The following is a 16,799-nucleotide window of genomic DNA, read 5'->3' as shown; positions in this document are numbered from 1 at the left end:
CCGACCCGCATCAGCCAGGCCACCACGGTCAGGCCGGTGCCCGGCCGCAGCCCCGGTAGCTGATCGGCGGCGTGCATGGCGGCCGGGACCAGCGTGGAGGCGCCGAGACCGGCCGCGGCGAAACCGGCGATGGTACCCGGCACGCTGGGAAACGCCAGCGCACACCCCATGCCTGCGGCGGCGATGAATCCGCCGACGCGGGCCACCGCCCGCTCCCCGAACCGGTCCACCATCCGATCGCCGACCAGCCGTCCGACGAACATCGAACCCGCCAGCGCGATGTAGCCGAAGGCCGCCACCGCGGCGGGTGCGCCGACGCTGGTCTGCAGGTACAGCGTCGCCCACGAACTGCCGGCGTCCTCGATGAACGCCCCCGCGGTCGCGATCGCCACCAGTGCGGCCAGCAGCGCGTAGACCCGCACACCCGAGCCCGCGCCGTCGCCGCCCCGGGCGGCCGGATGGTCGTCATGGTCGTCGCCGGGCAGCAGGTACGGGTAGGCGGCCAGCACCACCGCGCTGAACAGCACCGCCACGATGCCCAGGTGGGTGGCCCGCGGAATGTGCAGCGCGATCGCGGCGGCGCCCATCCCACCGCCGAGGACGGCCCCGGCCGCCCACACCGCGTGGAACGAGTTGATGATCGACCGGCCGTAGTTGCGCTGCACCCGCAGGCCGTGCGCGTTCTGCGCCACGTCGGTGACCGCGTCGCCGGCGCCGGCGGCGAACAGCGCGGCCGCGAGGGCGGCCGGCGCGGACGCCAGCCCGGCGAGGAAAACGAACACCGCGATGATGACGGTGCCCGCCACCGCCACCCGCGACGAGCGGAACCGGCGGATCAGCGCGGCCGCCGCCAGCCCCGCCACCAACGCGCCGGCGGAGAACGCCGCCACGGACACGCCGTAGACCACGTTCGACAACTGCAGGTCGGCCTTGATCTCCGGGTACCGGGGCAGCAGGTTGGCAAAGATCGCGCCGTTGGTCAGGAACAGCGCGCCGACCGCGACGCGGGACCGGCGGTCGCGCGTGGTGACGGGTGCGAGTTGTCCGGCGGGCATCGTCGGCGACCTTACCCAAGCGGCCGCCACGACGATTTCCGTCGTGTTTCCGCCCGGCCGCCACACACCGCCGCGGCGAGTGGCACGCTATGGCGATGCTTACCCAAACCGATTCCAGCACCGACGAGTTGGTCGGACTCTTCCCGCCCGGAACCCGTCTGGACAGCGACGGCACCCTGGTGGTCGGCGGCTGCCGGCTCGATGACCTGGCCGAGCAGTTCGGCACGCCGGCGATCATCGTCGCCGAGGACGCCCTGCGTCAGCGCGCCCGCGACTATCTGGCCGCCTTCCACAGTCGCTGGCCGCGCGCCGACGTGGCGTTCGCGTCGAAATCCTTCCCGTGCACCGCGGTGCAGCGGGTCATGGTCGAGGAGGGTCTGCACCTGGACGTGGCCGGCGGCGGCGAGATCGTGACCGCGATCAGGGCCGGTGCCGATCCGGCCCGGCTGGTCCTGCACGGCAACGCCAAGACCGACGAGGAGCTCCAGCTGGCGGTCGACAACGGCCTCGGCCTGGTGGTGGTGGACAACTTCGACGACATCGACCGGCTGGAGCGGATCGTGCCGGCCGGCCGCCAGCAGGCCTGTCTGGTCCGGGTCATCCCGGGCATCGAGGCCGAGACCCATGCCTCGCAGGCCACCGGGCACGCCGGCTCCAAGTTCGGGCTGATGCCGGACGCCGCCCGCGAGGCGATCGCCCGCATCGAGCGCAGCGCCAAGATGCGGCTGGACGGCGTGCACACCCACGTCGGGTCGCAGCTGCTCAACGTCGAACAGCTGGCCGCGGCGGTGGCGCCGATCGCCAAGCTGGGCACCTTCGAGGTGTACGACCTCGGTGGCGGGCTGGGTTCCCGCTACACCTACGCCGAGCATGCACCCAGCCTGGACGCCTACGCCGACGCGATGATGGAGCAGGCCAGGGCCTTGTTGCCGAGCGGCAGCCGGATCATCGTGGAACCGGGCCGCAGCATGGTGGCCGCCAGTGGCTGCACCATCTACCGGGTGACCACCATCAAACGCGGTCAGATCGTGCACGTCGCGGTCGACGGCGGCATGGGCGACAACCTCGACGTGGCGTTGACCGGGCAGCGGTTCGAGGCGACCATCGCCGACCGGGTCGGCGGCGGTGAGACGGTGACCGTGGTCGGGCGGCACTGCGAGTCCGGTGACGTCCTGGTCGACGGCGTTGCGCTGCGCGAACCGGCGGTCGGCGACCTGTTGGCGGTGCCGGTCACCGGCGCGTACTGCTACACCATGTCCAATCAGTACAACGGCGCCCGGCGGGTGCCGGTGGTGTTCGCCAGCGATGGCAACGCCCGGCTGGTGGTGCGGCGCGACACCTGGGAGGACCTGCTCAGCCGCGACGTCGGCTGAGCGTCCGGCAAGATTGGCGCCATGTCAGAATCTGCGGCGCCCGCGGCCGCCCTGGTCGAACTGGCGCACCGCTACGGCGTCGCAACCGAATTCTGGGATTGGACGGGTCGGCATGTCGCCGTCCCGGAGTCCACATTGGTGGACGTGCTCGCTGCGCTCGGCGTGCCGGCCGCCACCGCCGCCGACCGCAGCGCCGCGCTGACCGCCCACGACCGGGACTACTGGGCGCGTTCGCTGCCGCCGATGGTGGTGGGCCGGGCCGGCGCCGCGGCGCCGTTCTGGGTGCACGTCACCCACGGCGATCCGGCGCAGGTCTGGGTCCAGCTGGAGGACGGCGGGGTGCGGTCCGGCCTGCGTCAGCTCGACAACAACCGCCCGCCGTACGACCTGGACGGCCGCTGGATCGGCGAGGCGACCTTCGAACTGCCGGCCGACCTGCCGCTGGGCTATCACCGACTGCACCTGCGGGTCGGTTCCTTCACCACCAGCACCGCGGTGATCGTCTCGCCCGCCTCGGTGGCGGTACCCGCACGGCTGGGCGCCCGGCGGGCGTGGGGCCTGGCCACCCAGCTGTACAGCGTGCGGTCCCGGCGGTCGTGGGGCATCGGGGACCTGACGGATCTGACCGACCTGGCGGTGTGGTCCGCGGCGCGGCACGGGGCGGGTTTCGTCCTGGTCAACCCGCTGCACGCGGACGCGCCGACGGCGCCGATGGAACCCTCGCCGTACCTGCCGACGTCGCGCCGGTTCTTCAATCCGATGTATCTGCGGGTGGAGGCCGTCCCGGAGTTCGCCTACGTCGGCAAGCGGAGGCGGATCGGCAAGGCGCAGGCGGCGGCGCAGCACCGGGCCGACCGGCGCGAGCTGGTGGACCGCGACGCGGCGTGGCGGGTGAAACGCGCCGCGCTGGCGGCGGTGTACCGGGTGGAGCGCTCCGCCGGCCGCGAGTTGGCCTACCAGGCGTTCCGGGCCCGCGAGGGCCGCAGCCTGGACGACTTCGCGGTGTGGTGTGCGCTGGCCGAGAAGTACGGCGCGAACTGGCACACCTGGCCGCAGCCGGTGCGGCATCCGGCCGGCCCGGCCGTCGCCGAGTTCGCCGCCGAGCACGCCGACGCGGTCGACTTCCATCGCTGGCTGCAGTGGCAGCTCGACGACCAGCTCACCGCCGCGCAGTCGGCCGCGATCGGCGCGGGCATGAGCCTGGGCATCATGCACGACCTGGCGGTCGGCGTGCATCCGGACGGTGCCGACGCGTGGGCGCTGCAGGATGTGCTGGCGCTGGGTGTCGCCGCCGGCGCTCCGCCGGACGAGTTCAACCAGCTGGGCCAGGACTGGTCGCAGCCCCCATGGCGGCCCGATCAGCTCGCCCAGCTGGCGTACGAACCGTTCCGGGCCCTGGTCAACGCGATGCTGCGGCATGCGGGCGGGATCCGCATCGACCACATCATCGGGCTGTTCCGGCTGTGGTGGATCCCGCAGGGCGCGCTGCCGACGGCGGGCACCTACGTGCGCTATGACCACGAAGCGATGATCGGCATCGTCGCGCTGGAGGCCCACCGGGCCGGTGCGGTCGTCGTCGGCGAGGACCTCGGCACGGTCGAACCGTGGGTGCGCGACTACCTGCGCGAACGCGGCGTGTTCGGCACCTCCATCCTGTGGTTCGAGTACGACCACCATGGATCCGGCGGGCCGCTGGAGGCCTGGCGGTGGCGCGAGTACTGCCTGTCGTCGGTCACCACCCATGACCTGCCGCCGACTGCCGGCTACCTGGCCGGGGAACACGTCCGGCTGCGGGAGGAGCTGGGTCTGCTCACCCGCCCGGCCGAGCAGGAGCTGGCCGACGACCAAGCGGCGCAAGCCGCCTGGCTGGCCGAGTTGCGCCGGTCCGGTGCACTCGACCCCGGCGCCCCCGGCGACGAGACCCCCGACGCCGTCGTTGCGGCTCTGTACCGCTACCTGGGGCGCACTCCGTCGAAGCTGCTGGCGCTCGCGCTGGTCGACGCGGTCGGCGAGCGGCGGGCCCAGAACCAGCCGGGCACCACCGACGAGTACCCGAACTGGCGGGTCCCGCTCGGCGGCCCCGACGGCCGCACGCTGCTGCTCGAGGACGTGTTCGCCGACCCGGGTGCGGCTGCCCTCGCCGAGGTGATGCGCGCCGCCGTGACCAGCACCCGGGAGTGACCAGAGAGTGGTCTGTAACGCCCGGCGACTGTTTACCGGTTTCACTTTTGTTACCGCTGCGATATGTTCGCACCGCTACCACAACCGACGGAGGTCGACGTGAAGAAGCTCCTCGTACTCGGGGCCGGCATCGCCGCCGCCGGCTCGGCCGTGGTGATCGGCACGGGTGTGGCCAGCTCGCAGCCGGTGGACATGTCCTCCTACAACGTCGTCGGTGAGCCTTACATGAAGGCGATCGCGATCCTGAAGAGCCAGGGCGTGACAACCCAGTTCGGCGGCTCATTCGGCAGCGTGCTGCCGCAGTCCCAGTGCCTGGTCAACTCCCAGAAGGTGACCAAGAACGGCAAGATGGTGCTGATGCTGGACTGCTCGCAGGACGCCGCCGACCAGCTCAAGGACTCGGCAATTCCCGGTGCCCCGTCGATCGGCTCGAACGGCGTCACCACGGTCACGCCGACCCCCGTCGTCCCGATCGCCGGCGCTCCCGGCGCGGGCACCCCGCCGCCGGCCTGACGTCCCGGAACCGCTCGCGTCTGTAGCGGGCGGCGGCCCTTCAGGCGGCGCGGGCGCCGACCGACCTTCAGTACTATTCCGCGCATGCCGTTGAGCGAGGGCGCGACGTTCGCCGGTTACACCGTCATCCGGCTTCTGGGCTCCGGCGGCATGGGCGAGGTCTATCTGGCGCAGCACCCGCGGCTGCCCCGCCGCGACGCGCTGAAGGTGTTGCCGCGGACGGTCTCCGCCGACCCCGAATACCGGGAGCGGTTTCACCGCGAGGCCGACATCGCGGCGACCCTGTGGCATCCGCACATCGTCGGCGTGCACGACCGCGGTGAAGACAACGGTCAGCTCTGGATCTCGATGGACTACGTCGAGGGCACCGACGCGGGCCGCTTGCTGCGCGAACGCCATCCCGGCGGGCTGCCCCGCGATGAGGCCGCCGCGATCATCTCCGCGGTGGCCGCGGCGCTGGACTACGCGCATCAGCGAAACCTGCTGCACCGCGACGTCAAACCCGCCAACATCCTGCTGGCCGAACCGGAGTCGGCCGATCAGCGAGTCATGCTCGCCGATTTCGGCATCGCCCGGTGGGCCGACGACGTCAGCGGGTTGACCGCCACCAACATGACGGTGGGCACCCTGGCCTACGCGTCCCCCGAGCAGCTGATGGGGGACAGTCTGGATGGCCGATCTGACCAATACGCGTTGGCCGCCACCGCTTTTCACCTGTTGACGGGTTCCCCTCCGTTCCAGCACAGCAACCCGGCTGTGGTGATCAGCCAGCACCTCAACGCCGCGCCCCCGCTGGTCGGGGATCGTCGTCCCGAACTGGCGGCACTGGATCCCGTGCTGGCCAAGGCGCTGGCCAAGGAACCCGGCGACCGTTACGAACACTGCGTCGACTTCGCCAGGGCGCTCTCACCCCACTCGCCTCGATCCCAATTCGACGTGGACGACGCGACGGCCGAGACCCGGCTGGCCACTGCCGCGACACCGCGCACCCCGGACGACAGCAGGCGCCCGCTGCTGCGCGCCGGGGTCCTTGTTCCGGTGGTGCTGGCGGTGCTGTTGATCGTGGCGGTCGTGGTGGCGATCACCGAGTTCCGCCGGGCCGACGACGAGCGTGCGGCACCGCCCGCAGCGCAGGCGACCACCACGACCGCCGCGACGACCGCCGCGACGAACACCACGACCGCCGCGACGACCGCCTCCACGACTTCCAGTCCGGCGCCACCGCCCACCGCGACCGAGGTCGAGACGGCAACCGAGGCCGAAACGGTCGAGCCCACCGAAACCCAGACTGCTACCGCCGCCGAGGCTGCCCCCGCCGCCGCGGTGATCGGGGCAGGCTGCTCGCCGGTGGGAAGCACCGCCACCACCGCCAGCGGCACCACCGCGTACTGCTCGGTCCTGCAATCCACCGGGTCGTCGATCTGGTCGACCATCCAGGGCACCGTTCCCGAGCCCACCGTCACCGCCGCACCCACCGACGACGTGCTGCCGCCCGAGCAGGAGACGCCGGTGCGGGTGTGCATGCAGCAGACCGGGCTGACCCGGCGTGAATGCCGGGAGGCGATCCGGCTGAGCAACCGCGCCGACGGACCCCTATCCTGACGGACCGCAGCGCCGCATCAGCTCGTCGAGGATGGGGCGCTGTCCCTTCAGCAGCTTCGTCCGGGCGGCGGGCAACGGAAACCACGCCACCCGGTCGATCTCGGGGAACTCCCGCATGGTGCCCGAGCCCTTCGGCCATTCCAGCGTGAACGTGTTGCTGTGGGTGTCCACCAGATCGAGGTCGCCGCGGACGGCGAACACCGTCACGATCTTGCCGCTGGGTTGTTTGACCGGACCCAGGTCGAGACGGGGTCCGGTCGGCGGCTCCTTGCCGAGCTCCTCACGGAATTCGCGCTGCGCCACCTCCCAAGGATTCTCCCCGTCGGTGTACTCCCCCTTGGGGATCGACCATGCGCCGTCGTCCTTACGTGCCCAGAACGGGCCGCCCGGATGGCCGATGAGGACCTCGACGACGCCGTCGGTCACCCGGTACAACAACAGCCCCGCGCTCCGTGCCGGCACGGCACGATTCTGTCAGTGCCGGGCGTCGATGTCGCACAGCGCGACGCAGTCAGCTCAACGAGTCGACTGCGTGGGCAATCGCTTCGACAGCTGCGCAGATGACGGACTCCGACAGGGAGAAGCTGGCGCGGAAGTGATCTCGGTATCCGTAGGCCGAGCCCGCGATGACGACGACGCCTGCGCGGTCCAGCAGGTGCTGCGCCACCTCGACGTCCGAGGCGAGTGTCGTACCGCTCGATGTCGTCGTTCCGATCAGTCGATTGACCACAAGCCGAACGGCGTTCAAGCCACGTTACAATCCGATGCGCCGATGCGCTGACCGTGCGGCGGCCGTCACCCGTCAGCTCATCGCCACGCCTGACCGGCCGGGGTGCTTCTCTGCGCCGCGTCCACAGTGGATGCTGGTGGCATGGCGCCGCCTCGGGGTTGGGATCCGTTCCGTCCGCTCGACATGCTGACCTCGTTGTGGTCGACGGCGGCGGTCGGGCCGGTCAGCAATGGCGCGGCGGTGGCCTACCGCACGGTGTTCACCCAGCTGCGCCGCCTGGTCGTCGGCCGCACGCTGACGATCCGGCTCGACGACGGCGACCTGACGCTGAACGTCACCGAATTCGACTCCCGCCTCGACCTCGCCTCGTTGTCCGTCGGCCAGCTCAACGACGTCCAAATCGCCGCCAGCGACATCGAATGGAACGACACCCGGTTCGAGCGGGCCACGGCGGTCCTGCACAACGTGCATGTGCGGCCGTCCGCGCCGCCGGTGCTGGTGGCCGCACCGGTCGATCTGACGCTGGACATCCAGTCGACGGCCCTCGACGAGCTCATCCGGTGGGCGGTCCCCCGGCTGTCTGCCGACATCGGCGCCGACGGGATCCCCCGGGTGCGCCTGGCCGGCCGGCCAGGCTGGGGCAACCTGGAGGTCGACGCCACCATCGACGGTTCCACCCTGTGGCTGCGGCCCCACGGCCTGACACTGCGCCGATCCCGCCTCGGCCTGCCGACGCGGATGCCGGCCTACCCGCTGCGGTTGCCCCCGCTACCCTCCGGCCTCACCCTGACCGGTCTCACCTTCCAATCCGGCCAGATGTCGATCAGCGGCACGCTGCGAGAGTTCCGGCAGCCGATTCCGCGCAAGGTGCTCGACGACCTCCTCAATCAGCTCAGCGGGATGGGAACCCTGAACCTCAGCCGGTTGCCCCGGGTGCTGTAACCAGCTGTGGCCGGCGGGTGCCGTTAGAGTCACCGTCGTGCGGTACACCCGCTATGTCGCGCTGGGAGACAGCCAAACCGAGGGCCTGTGGGACGGCGACGACGTGGCAGGTCTGGTCGGGTTCGCCGACCGGCTGGCCGGGCTCGTCGATGCACACCACCCGGGCCTGGTGTACGCCAACCTCGCGGTGCGCGGCAGGCGGATCAGGGATGTGCTCGACGAACAACTCCCCCGCGCCCTGCCGATGAGCCCGGATCTGATCACGCTGTGCGTCGGGATGAACGACGTGACCCGTCCTGGCCGAACGTTCGACGCGGCGCTGGCGGACCTCGACCTCCTCTATGAACGGCTGGCCCGGACCGGCGCGACCGTCGTCACCACCACGTTCCCCGACATCGCGCGGATCCTCCCGGTCGGCAGACTGCTGGCCGCCCGGGTGGAGCAGATCAACGACGCGATCACCGCCGCGGCGGGCAGGCACGGCTTCCGGCTGGTCGACCTCTACCGCGCACCCTCGATGACCGAACCCGACACCTGGAGTCCCGATCGGGTACACGGCTCCACCAAGGGCCACCTGCTGTTCGCCGCCGCCGCGGCCGAGGCCATCGGCCTGCCCGGCAGCAACCACGACTGGGCCAACGTGTCCGGCGCACCGGCACGGGTGTCCCTGCGCTCGCGGGCGCACTCCCAGCTGCTCTGGACGCAGAACATGCTCATGCCGTGGCTCTGGCGCCACACCAGCGGGCACTCCGTCGGCGATGGGCGCACCGCGCGCCGACCGGTGCCCCGCAGCGTGCGTGCCGCAGCGACGGCCAGCGACAGCTCCGGCGCGCCGATGCTCTAGCCGGCCCCGGCGGCATCGGAGCTCGTACGCTGACACGATGGCGAAACCACCGCGCGGACGGGACGCTCTGACCCCGCACTTCGAGGACGTCCAGGCCCATTACGACCTGTCCGACGAGTTCTTCCGGCTCTTTCTCGACCCGACCCAGACCTACAGCTGTGCCTACTTCGAGCGCGACGACATGACACTCGAGGAGGCCCAGCTCGCCAAGATCGACCTCGCGCTCGGGAAGCTGGGACTGCAGCCGGGGATGACGCTGCTCGACATCGGCTGCGGCTGGGGTTCCACGTTGATGCGGGCCCTGGAGACCTACGACGTCGACGTGGTCGGGCTGACCCTGAGCCGCAATCAGTCCGAGCACGTCGGGCGGCGGCTCGCGCAGTCCGAGAGCGGGCGCGGCAAGCGCGTCCTGCTGCAGGGCTGGGAGCAGTTCGACGAGCCCGTCGACCGGATCGTGTCGATCGGCGCGTTCGAGCACTTCGGCCACGAGCGATACGACGACTTCTTCGCGATGGCGCACCGGGTGCTGCCCGAGGACGGGGTGATGCTGCTGCACACCATCACCGGCCTGCACCCGACGGAGATGGTCGAGCGCGGGATGCCGCTGTCGTTCGAGTTCGCCCGGTTCATCAGGTTCATCGTCACCGAGATCTTCCCCGGTGGACGGCTGCCGTCCATCCCGATGGTGTCCGAACGCGCCGAGGCCGGCGGCTTCACCGTCGAGCGGGTGCAGTCGCTTCAACCGCACTACGCCCGGACCCTCGACATCTGGGCGGCGGCGCTGCAGTCACGCAAGCAGGACGCCATCGAGATCCAGTCGGAGGAGGTCTACGAGCGGTACATGAAGTACCTCACCGGCTGCGCCGACCTGTTCCGGGTCGGCTACATCGACGTCAACCAGTTCACCCTGCGCGCCCAGTAATCCCTACGCTCAGATACCCGACCACGCCGCGTCGAGCCGTTCGGCGACGTCGATCACCTGCGCCTCCAACGCCTGCGGGCTGTCGATCTCACCGGCCACATGCGCGGCGATGAACCGCTTGATCTCGCCGTCGACCCCGCCGATGATGCGCACCACCTCGGCCCGCAGCGATTTGGACGTCACGTGGATGGAGATGTCCGACGGTCGGGGTTTCTTCACGTCCAGGATGAGCAGCAGCGGCTCGGCGGCGCGGGCGGTGGCTCGCAGGGCGATGTCGCCGAACACGACGAAGCGGGGTCGGTCGATGCGCAGATCCACCACCATGTCGATCTCGAGCGGGATTCGGATGGTGAACGTGATCATCTCGCCGATGTGACGGGTGACCCGGGGCGGCTGGATCGTCACGTTGGCGGTGACCTTGGCGAGCTTGCCGGGGCCCTGCGCGATGGGGCCGATGGTGAACGCATCGCCCGCGATCGCGCCGATCGCGTCGCCGACGCGTTCTTCGGTCACTGCAACCTCGAAGAACCGTCGTCCGAACTCCTCATAGGTCACGTACTGGTGGTCAGGCATGGTTCTGATACGTTCTCACGCCGCGCGGCCGCAGCATGGCAACCCGGCCGAAACCCCACGACGCGGGCCGTATCCGCCCGTGGTTTTCCGGCCTGCACCGGCACGGGCACACTGGTAGCTACCCTGGTGTCACAGGGCGCCAGAAGGAGGACGGCATGGCTAATGGCGGGGCTAACGGCGGACCGTTTGGTTTCGATCCCGACGACTTCGACCGGGTTGCCCGCGAGGCGGGCGAAGGGCTGCGTGAAGCGCTCGACGGGATCAGCCGGATGTTCTCGAATTCGGGTGACCGGGCGGGGTGGGGCACGTTGTTCGACGAGTTCTCCCGACGCTCCCGCCCGCGGCCGGAGACCACCGGCGAGACCGGTGACGGGGTGTGGGCGATCTACACGGTGGATTCCGACGGCGGCGCCCACATCGAACAGGTGTATCCCACGGAGCTGGACGCGCTGCGGGCGAACAAGTCCAACACCGACCCGTCCCGCAAAGTCCGGTTCCTGCCGTACGGCATTGCCGTGAGCGTCCTCGACGCCCCGCAGTCCCACACCGATTCCGGCCACCCGGAATAGGTACCCGAGGTACCGGGAAAGACGAGGTACCGGGAAAGCAGACTTCGCTGCCGCTGCACCCGTTACGCTCAGGCCGGCGGGTCTGCCGGACCCGCCCGAGGCCACCTATCCGGTCGACCCTGGGGATGGCAGATGATTCGCGAACTGTTGCTCGCCGGTGCGCTTACCGCGGCGGTGGTCGGTCTCGCCCCGGCCGCGACGGCCCAGCCCCCGATGTACCCCGACGACCCGGGCCGCTATTCCACCGACGTACCCGGCATGAGCTACGACGCCCACCTCGGGGGGCCGTGCACCAGCTGGCAGACCAACGTGTTCGGGCGCGGACCCGGCGGCGAGGCACTGCAGTGCCGCTGGATACCCAACCAGTGGCCCCCGATCTACACCGGTTTCTGGGTTGCCTCCTATCCGCTGTACGGGGTCAAAGACGTCGGCGCGCCGTGCCCGGGTCCGCAGGCCGCCGCCCAGTCCCCCGACGGCAGGCCGATGCTGTGCCTCGGGGCGCGAGGCTGGCAACCGGGCATCCTCACCGGCACCGGCTTCCACCCGGCCTGATCAGCACAGACGGCTGGTTGGCACCGGCCAAACCGGACAGACGCCCCGTTATCGACCGCCGAGCGGGGGTGCGACACATTTATCCGCAGCCGAGGTGATCGTGTATTGAATCGTCGGCCTGCTGGTTGTGCCGTGGTGCGGGTGGTGATCTGGTTGGCGGTGTTGTTCGCTGTGTCGTCGGGCAGTTGCGGCGGGAGCCCGTGGGTCGCGGTGAGGAGGGTTTCGATATCGCCGGCATCGAGGTCGGCCAACCTGCCGGTCAGCGAGGCCGGGAGGTGGAGCGCCGGTTAGCTGTCCGGGTGTGCGGCTTTCTTGTCGGGCGCCATTGGTGCCCGACAAGCCCCGGGGCGCTCGGCTCCCCGCCGCATCGGTTGTCATCCGCTGTCCTGTTCGTCCACTTCGTCCTCGTTGTCGGCGTCCTCCCTTTTGTCGTCGTTGCCGTTGTCGTTGCCGTTGCCCTGCTTGTTGTCGTTGTTGGCGAGCGCGAGGAGGCGTTCGGGGTGGTGGAGGTGGTTGATGCGGTGTTGGCCGGTGTCGAGGTGGGGTGGGGGGGTCCATTCGATGAGGCCGTCGTCGCGGGTGTGGGTGGTCCATGCGGTGGTTTCGATGAGCCGGTTGTCCGGGCCGCAGGCCAGGGTGAGGTCGTCGATGTTGGTGTGCCCGTCGGTGGCCCAGCCGGTGACGTGGTGGGCCTGGGTGTAGTAGCCGCCGGTGGTGCAGCCGGGTTTGGTGCAGCCGCGGTCGCGGGCCAGTAACACGAGGCGCTGCCCGGCCGACGCCAATCGTTTGGTGCGGCCGAGGTAGAGCGGGATCTGGCGGTGGTTGTCGAACACCACCAGGCATTGGTAGGCGTGGCTGGCCAGGCGCACCACGTCGCGCATCGACACCACGCTGCCCCCGGCGGTCAGCGCGTAGCCGGTCACCCCGGCAGGGCGCAGCGCCCCGCTGGCCGCTGATTCGAGTTCTTGCAGGGTGGTGGTGATGATGATGGTGGCGGGCAGCCCGTTGTGCTGGCCGAGCTGTCCCGACGCCAGCAGGGCGCGGCCCATGGCGGTCAACGCGTCGTGGTGGCGTTGGGCGGTGGTGCGGATGTCGCGGCGGACCTGTTCCTCGGAGGGTTGCCCAGCCACGATCGGCGTGTTGTCGTCGGGGTTGGCCATGCCGGGGGCGGCCAGTGTGGCCCATACCGCTTCCAGGGTGGCCCGTGCCAGCGGGTCGAGGTAACCGGACAGGGCCGACATCCCGTCCACACCCTGTTTGCCCAGGGTGAGGCCGCGTTTGCGGGCCCGGTCAGCGTCGTCGGTGAGGGTGCCGTCGGGGTCGATCAGGGCGGCCAGCCGGCGCGCAGCCGTGCGCAGTCCTTCGGGGCGGTGTCCGGCGGCCACCTCGGCCAGGGTGGCTTCGGCGCACTGGCGGGTCTGATGGTCCACCGCGTGGGGCAGGTCGTCGAAGAAGCGGCGGATGATCGTGACGTGTTCGGCGTTGAGCTGCCCGGCGGCTTGGGCGGCGGCCGTGCGCGCCAGCACCGGTTCCAATGCCTCCCCGGTGATGGCGCGGCGCGGGCCCAGATCGGCGGCCTCGGCCAACCGGCGCCGCGCTTCACCGGTGGAGATCCGCAACCGTTCGGCCAGCACGTCGGCCAGGGTTTTGGCGCCCAACGCGATCGGAGAGGCGTGCGCGGCCAGCTGCGCCAGCAGCCGGTGGTCCAGCGCGGGTTGACGCCGGCGCAGGGTTTCCAGCCGGTCGAGCACCGTGAGTTGCGTTCGGCCAGCACGTCGGCCAGGGTTTTGGCGCCCAACGCGATCGGAGAGGCGTGCGCGGCCAGCTGCGCCAGCAGCCGGTGGTCCAGCGCGGGTTGACGCCGGCGCAGGGTTTCCAGCCGGTCGAGCACCGTGAGTTGTTCGGGGTGGGTCAGGGATTGCAGCGGCAACGCGCCCAGCGTGTCGAACGCCGCATCCAGCGCGTCCAACGCTGCGGTCGCCGCCACCAACTCCATACATCGAACACTAGTTCGAGGGTCCGACAAATCTCGGTACCCACCAAGGCCACTGGACCCCCACCGCCCCAACGGAATCCATCACAGCGTGCGCCTCAAAACATGCAAGCCCGCCAACGTGAGAGTCGTCGTCGCGCAATAGTGGGCTAGTGCCGCCGACCTGGTCAGGATGAAGCCCCCGTCCGTCAACGTGCCCACGATCGACGCGTGGCGCGCGCCACCAAAGAGCAAAGCTCATCGGTCGGAAGTGCTCGCTGAGCGGCGGGCTAACCGGTTGTGCGTTGGTGGATTACACCGGAGATTCGTTGGTCACTGCCTGATACCCGTGCGCACTTGCGCGATCGACGGCCGCCCGGACCAGGCCGAACACCAGCCCCTGTAACGCCGCGGCGAACAGTGCGGCCGCCGCCGAACGATTGAGATCCTTGGGATCCGGCGGCGGTTGCTTGCTGTCGTCGACGCGTTTCCAAATCTGGTTGAAGACCGAGCCTGCCGCGATGCCACCCGCCACGCTGACACCGATCGAAAGCGGTAGATACAAGGCCTTCGACGCGCGGCTCACGGGGTCCTCCTGGGTTCGGGTTGCTCCGGGCGTGGTACCCGGTGGCCATACCCCTCAAACGTGCACTGCACCGATTCCTACGTCACGGTCGTCAACAACCGCTCGCCACAACCGTCGCGCAAATCTCGGCGCTCCGCCGGCAGCAACGGACCGGCCTGTCCAACGATGGCCTGATTCCAACGATGGAGCGCTCACGGCAGGGTGTGGCGCTCGCCGCCGGCCAGGCTGCGCAGCACGCGCTGCGAAACCCGCCTGCGCAGGGCGCCGACGCGACCGTCGCCCGCCAATGCCGCCAGCGCAGCGTTGCGCCCGCAGACGCCATGCACACTGCCGCCGGGGTGGGTGGCTGCGCTGCCCAGGTAGAGGCGTTCGACGGGTGTCTCGGCGCGACCCAGTCCTGGGAACGGTCGGAACACCAGCTGCTGGAACAACTGGGCGGTGCCGCCGTTGACGGCACCCCCGTGCAGGTTGGCGTCTGCGGCCGCGAGGTCTCCCGGCCGCTGAACCGAACGGTGCGCGACGGCGTCGGCGAAACCAGGGGCGTGCTCCTCGATCACCCGGTCCATCGCCGCGGCAAGTCCCTCGGCGGCCGCGTCATCGGTGATCCCACGCGGCAGATGTGTGTAGGCCCAAGCGCTTTCCGTGCCCGCTGGGGAGCGCGACGGGTCCGCGGTGGTCATCTGCCCTAGGAGCAGGAACGGGTGGTCGGGCACCTGCCCGGTGGACAGGTCCGCCATCCATCGGACAAGGCCGACGGTGTCGGCGCCGAGATGCACCGTCCCGGCGGTGCGCAGATTCGCCGATCGCCACGGAATCGGTTGCGCCATTGCATAATTGACCTTCACCAACGGGGTATCCCAGACGAACGAGCCGACCTGACGCCGCAACCGCGCCGGAACCGCGTCGGCCGGCAGCAGGCGGCCGAACAGGGCCGGTGCGGAGGTATCGGCGATCACCGCCCTGCGGGCCTGCACTCGTCTACCGCCGACGGTGCGCACCGCGACCGCCCGGGTGCCCCGCACCTCGATGGCGCTCACCTCCTGGCCGCATTCGATGACGGCCCCGGACCGGCGCGCGCGATCGGACAGCGCACGAGTCAACTCGCCTGCGCCGCCGACCGGCACCGGCCAGCCGGTGTCCTGCGCCAGCATCGTCAGCAGGAATCCGAACAGGCCGCTGCCCGGTGCATCGGGCGGCACATCGGCATGCATGGCATTGCCTGCCAGCAGCAGCCGCGGTGCAGGTCCGGAGAACAGCCGTTCGCCCATCGACGTCGCCGGCATCAACAAGAGCTGCGCAAGATCCAGTGCGCCACCCGCGCCGAGTGACCGCAGCAACCGGCTCACCGGCCGCACCGGCGGGAACGGCGCGAACAACCCCTGCAGCAGCGGCTCCTTGACAGATGACCACAGCTCGAAAAGACGGATCCAGCGCTCACCATCGCCGGGGTGGCGCCGATCGAGATCGGCGGCCGTCCGCGCTACCTGAGGATGGATCACCGGCGCGTCCTCCGCCGCACCTGATTCGGGGTGACCCACCACCACAGGGGCATGCGACCAGCGCAGACCGTGGTCCTCCAGGTGGAGATCCCTCAGCGCCGGTGACACCGCGGCCATCGGATAGAACGCGCTGAACAGGTCGGTGACGTAACCCGGCGTCAGCTGCGCGCTGCGGACCGCCCCTCCGGGCGAGTCCTGTGCCTCCAGCACCAGCACATCCCAGCCCGCATCGGCCAGAATCGCCGCCGCCACCAAGCCGTGATGTCCGGCGCCGATCACCACAGCGTCCGCGGAGTCAGACAGAGGCATCGGAGGCATCGGAGGCATCGGGGGCATCGGACTGTCGCCGCTCGGCCAACGCCGCCAATCGCCACAGGCATTCGCGGTTGCGCGGATACACCGCCAGCTGCGCCACCCGATCGGGCAGCAACGCCATCGGGCCTGTCACCGGTGTCTCCGTCATCTCGATGCGGCAGCCCCCGTCGGGAGTGTCGGTCAGCCGTAGGCGCACGCGTGCGGCGCCGATCGGACCGAGCCGCGCCAGCAGCACCAGCTCCTCATGCGGTCGGCACTCCTGCACTTCGGTGCGGTCGTTGACCACCAGCGGCCACACCCCGACGGAGTGTTCGATCACCGAACCCGGTGCGGGCCAAGACTCTTCGACCGCACGCATTCGGCTGTTGCCGACCACCCACTGCGAGTAGCACCAGCCGTCGGCGATCACGTCCCACACCCGTTCCCGCGTCGCGCCCACAAGCCGCCGCGCCGTCGGTGTCGTCATTCCGGCCTCCATTCCGCTGGCTCCCGGAGGCCGCGACGGGCTCCCCGCTCGCAAAAGATCAGAAAGGTCAGCCTCCGGATCGGGGCTGTGATACCCGCCCCTCGT

17 protein-coding genes are annotated in these 16,799 nt (G+C 70.2%); 9 read left to right on the top strand and 8 right to left on the bottom strand.

The window, feature by feature from the left end; genetic code table 11:
- A partial coding sequence (locus ADBZ6K_RS15690) for an MFS transporter (protein ID WP_526348238.1) occupies positions 1 to 1,055 on the bottom strand: 1,055 nt, incomplete at its 3' end.
- A gap of 95 nt (positions 1,056 to 1,150) precedes the next feature.
- Between ADBZ6K_RS15690 and lysA the strand changes: the two genes are divergently transcribed.
- The 4 genes from lysA to ADBZ6K_RS15670 all read left to right on the top strand — a co-directional run bounded on the left by lysA (position 1,151) and on the right by ADBZ6K_RS15670 (position 6,724).
- Positions 1,151 to 2,428, top strand: a complete 1,278-nt coding sequence (lysA, locus tag ADBZ6K_RS15685) for a diaminopimelate decarboxylase (RefSeq protein WP_526348236.1) — start codon at positions 1,151 to 1,153, stop codon at positions 2,426 to 2,428.
- Between the two features lie 21 nt (positions 2,429 to 2,449).
- Positions 2,450 to 4,609, top strand: a complete 2,160-nt coding sequence (gene malQ, locus ADBZ6K_RS15680; protein ID WP_526348234.1) for a 4-alpha-glucanotransferase — start codon at positions 2,450 to 2,452, stop codon at positions 4,607 to 4,609.
- 99 nt (positions 4,610 to 4,708) lie between these two features.
- On the top strand, positions 4,709 to 5,122 hold the full coding sequence (locus tag ADBZ6K_RS15675; RefSeq protein WP_526348232.1) for a hypothetical protein: 414 nt from the start codon (positions 4,709 to 4,711) through the stop codon (positions 5,120 to 5,122).
- An 84-nt stretch (positions 5,123 to 5,206) separates the two neighbouring features.
- A complete protein-coding gene (locus ADBZ6K_RS15670; protein ID WP_526348230.1) occupies positions 5,207 to 6,724 on the top strand; it encodes a serine/threonine-protein kinase in 1,518 nt (505 codons plus the stop codon).
- On the opposite strand, the gene ADBZ6K_RS15665 is transcribed toward ADBZ6K_RS15670, so the two are convergent.
- Both ADBZ6K_RS15665 and ADBZ6K_RS15660 read right to left on the bottom strand, forming a co-directional pair.
- On the bottom strand, positions 6,716 to 7,186 hold the full coding sequence (locus tag ADBZ6K_RS15665; protein ID WP_526348228.1) for an NUDIX hydrolase: 471 nt from the start codon (positions 7,184 to 7,186) through the stop codon (positions 6,716 to 6,718). The genes ADBZ6K_RS15670 and ADBZ6K_RS15665 overlap by 9 nt on opposite strands.
- A 49-nt stretch (positions 7,187 to 7,235) precedes the next feature.
- Entirely contained in the window at positions 7,236 to 7,454 is a 219-nt protein-coding gene (locus ADBZ6K_RS15660; RefSeq protein WP_526348226.1) for an aminotransferase class I/II-fold pyridoxal phosphate-dependent enzyme, read from the bottom strand.
- 141 nt (positions 7,455 to 7,595) lie between these two features.
- Here ADBZ6K_RS15660 and ADBZ6K_RS15655 point away from each other — a divergent pair, with 141 nt between their 5' ends.
- Genes ADBZ6K_RS15655 through cmaA1 form a run of 3 tightly spaced genes read left to right on the top strand, consistent with a single transcriptional unit; the run spans position 7,596 to position 10,162 of the window.
- Positions 7,596 to 8,396, top strand: a complete 801-nt coding sequence (locus ADBZ6K_RS15655; protein WP_526348224.1) for a hypothetical protein — start codon at positions 7,596 to 7,598, stop codon at positions 8,394 to 8,396.
- 37 nt (positions 8,397 to 8,433) lie between these two features.
- On the top strand, positions 8,434 to 9,240 hold the full coding sequence (locus tag ADBZ6K_RS15650; protein ID WP_526348222.1) for an SGNH/GDSL hydrolase family protein: 807 nt from the start codon (positions 8,434 to 8,436) through the stop codon (positions 9,238 to 9,240).
- Positions 9,241 to 9,277: 37 nt separating this feature from the next.
- Positions 9,278 to 10,162, top strand: a complete 885-nt coding sequence (cmaA1, locus tag ADBZ6K_RS15645; RefSeq protein WP_526348220.1) for a cyclopropane mycolic acid synthase CmaA1 — start codon at positions 9,278 to 9,280, stop codon at positions 10,160 to 10,162.
- Between the two features lie 9 nt (positions 10,163 to 10,171).
- Here the strand turns inward: cmaA1 and ADBZ6K_RS15640 are convergent, their stop codons facing one another.
- Positions 10,172 to 10,735, bottom strand: coding sequence for a hypothetical protein (locus ADBZ6K_RS15640; protein WP_526348218.1), 564 nt, complete (start codon positions 10,733 to 10,735; stop codon positions 10,172 to 10,174).
- 155 nt (positions 10,736 to 10,890) lie between these two features.
- Between ADBZ6K_RS15640 and ADBZ6K_RS15635 the strand changes: the two genes are divergently transcribed.
- Together ADBZ6K_RS15635 and ADBZ6K_RS15630 are read left to right on the top strand one after the other, a co-directional pair.
- Positions 10,891 to 11,304, top strand: coding sequence for an Rv0313 family protein (locus tag ADBZ6K_RS15635; RefSeq protein WP_526348216.1), 414 nt, complete (start codon positions 10,891 to 10,893; stop codon positions 11,302 to 11,304).
- Between the two features lie 132 nt (positions 11,305 to 11,436).
- A complete protein-coding gene (locus ADBZ6K_RS15630) occupies positions 11,437 to 11,856 on the top strand; it encodes a hypothetical protein (RefSeq protein WP_526348214.1) in 420 nt (139 codons plus the stop codon).
- Positions 11,857 to 12,230: 374 nt separating this feature from the next.
- Here ADBZ6K_RS15630 and ADBZ6K_RS15625 read toward each other — a convergent pair whose 3' ends face one another.
- The 4 genes from ADBZ6K_RS15625 to ADBZ6K_RS15610 form a co-directional block, all read right to left on the bottom strand.
- Entirely contained in the window at positions 12,231 to 13,607 is a 1,377-nt protein-coding gene (locus tag ADBZ6K_RS15625) for an HNH endonuclease signature motif containing protein (RefSeq protein WP_526348212.1), read from the bottom strand.
- Positions 13,608 to 14,141: 534 nt separating this feature from the next.
- On the bottom strand, positions 14,142 to 14,414 hold the full coding sequence (locus ADBZ6K_RS15620) for a DUF4235 domain-containing protein (RefSeq protein ID WP_526348210.1): 273 nt from the start codon (positions 14,412 to 14,414) through the stop codon (positions 14,142 to 14,144).
- 191 nt (positions 14,415 to 14,605) lie between these two features.
- Positions 14,606 to 16,222 carry a phytoene desaturase family protein gene (locus ADBZ6K_RS15615; RefSeq protein ID WP_526348208.1) on the bottom strand — a complete coding sequence of 539 codons (1,617 nt, stop codon included), beginning with the start codon at positions 16,220 to 16,222 and terminating at the stop codon, positions 14,606 to 14,608.
- Positions 16,209 to 16,694: an SRPBCC family protein gene (locus ADBZ6K_RS15610; RefSeq protein ID WP_526348206.1), complete on the bottom strand. Its 486-nt coding sequence runs from the start codon at positions 16,692 to 16,694 to the stop codon at positions 16,209 to 16,211. The genes ADBZ6K_RS15615 and ADBZ6K_RS15610 overlap by 14 nt, the downstream gene beginning before the upstream one ends.
- Positions 16,695 to 16,799 lie beyond the last annotated feature (105 nt).

Origin of the sequence: Mycobacterium sp. (assembly GCF_044223235.1) — a bacterium.
Classification (GTDB): Bacteria; Actinomycetota; Actinomycetes; order Mycobacteriales; family Mycobacteriaceae; genus Mycobacterium.
Note: the sequence above shows the minus strand (reverse complement) of the source record. Positions and strands in the feature narration are given on the sequence as shown.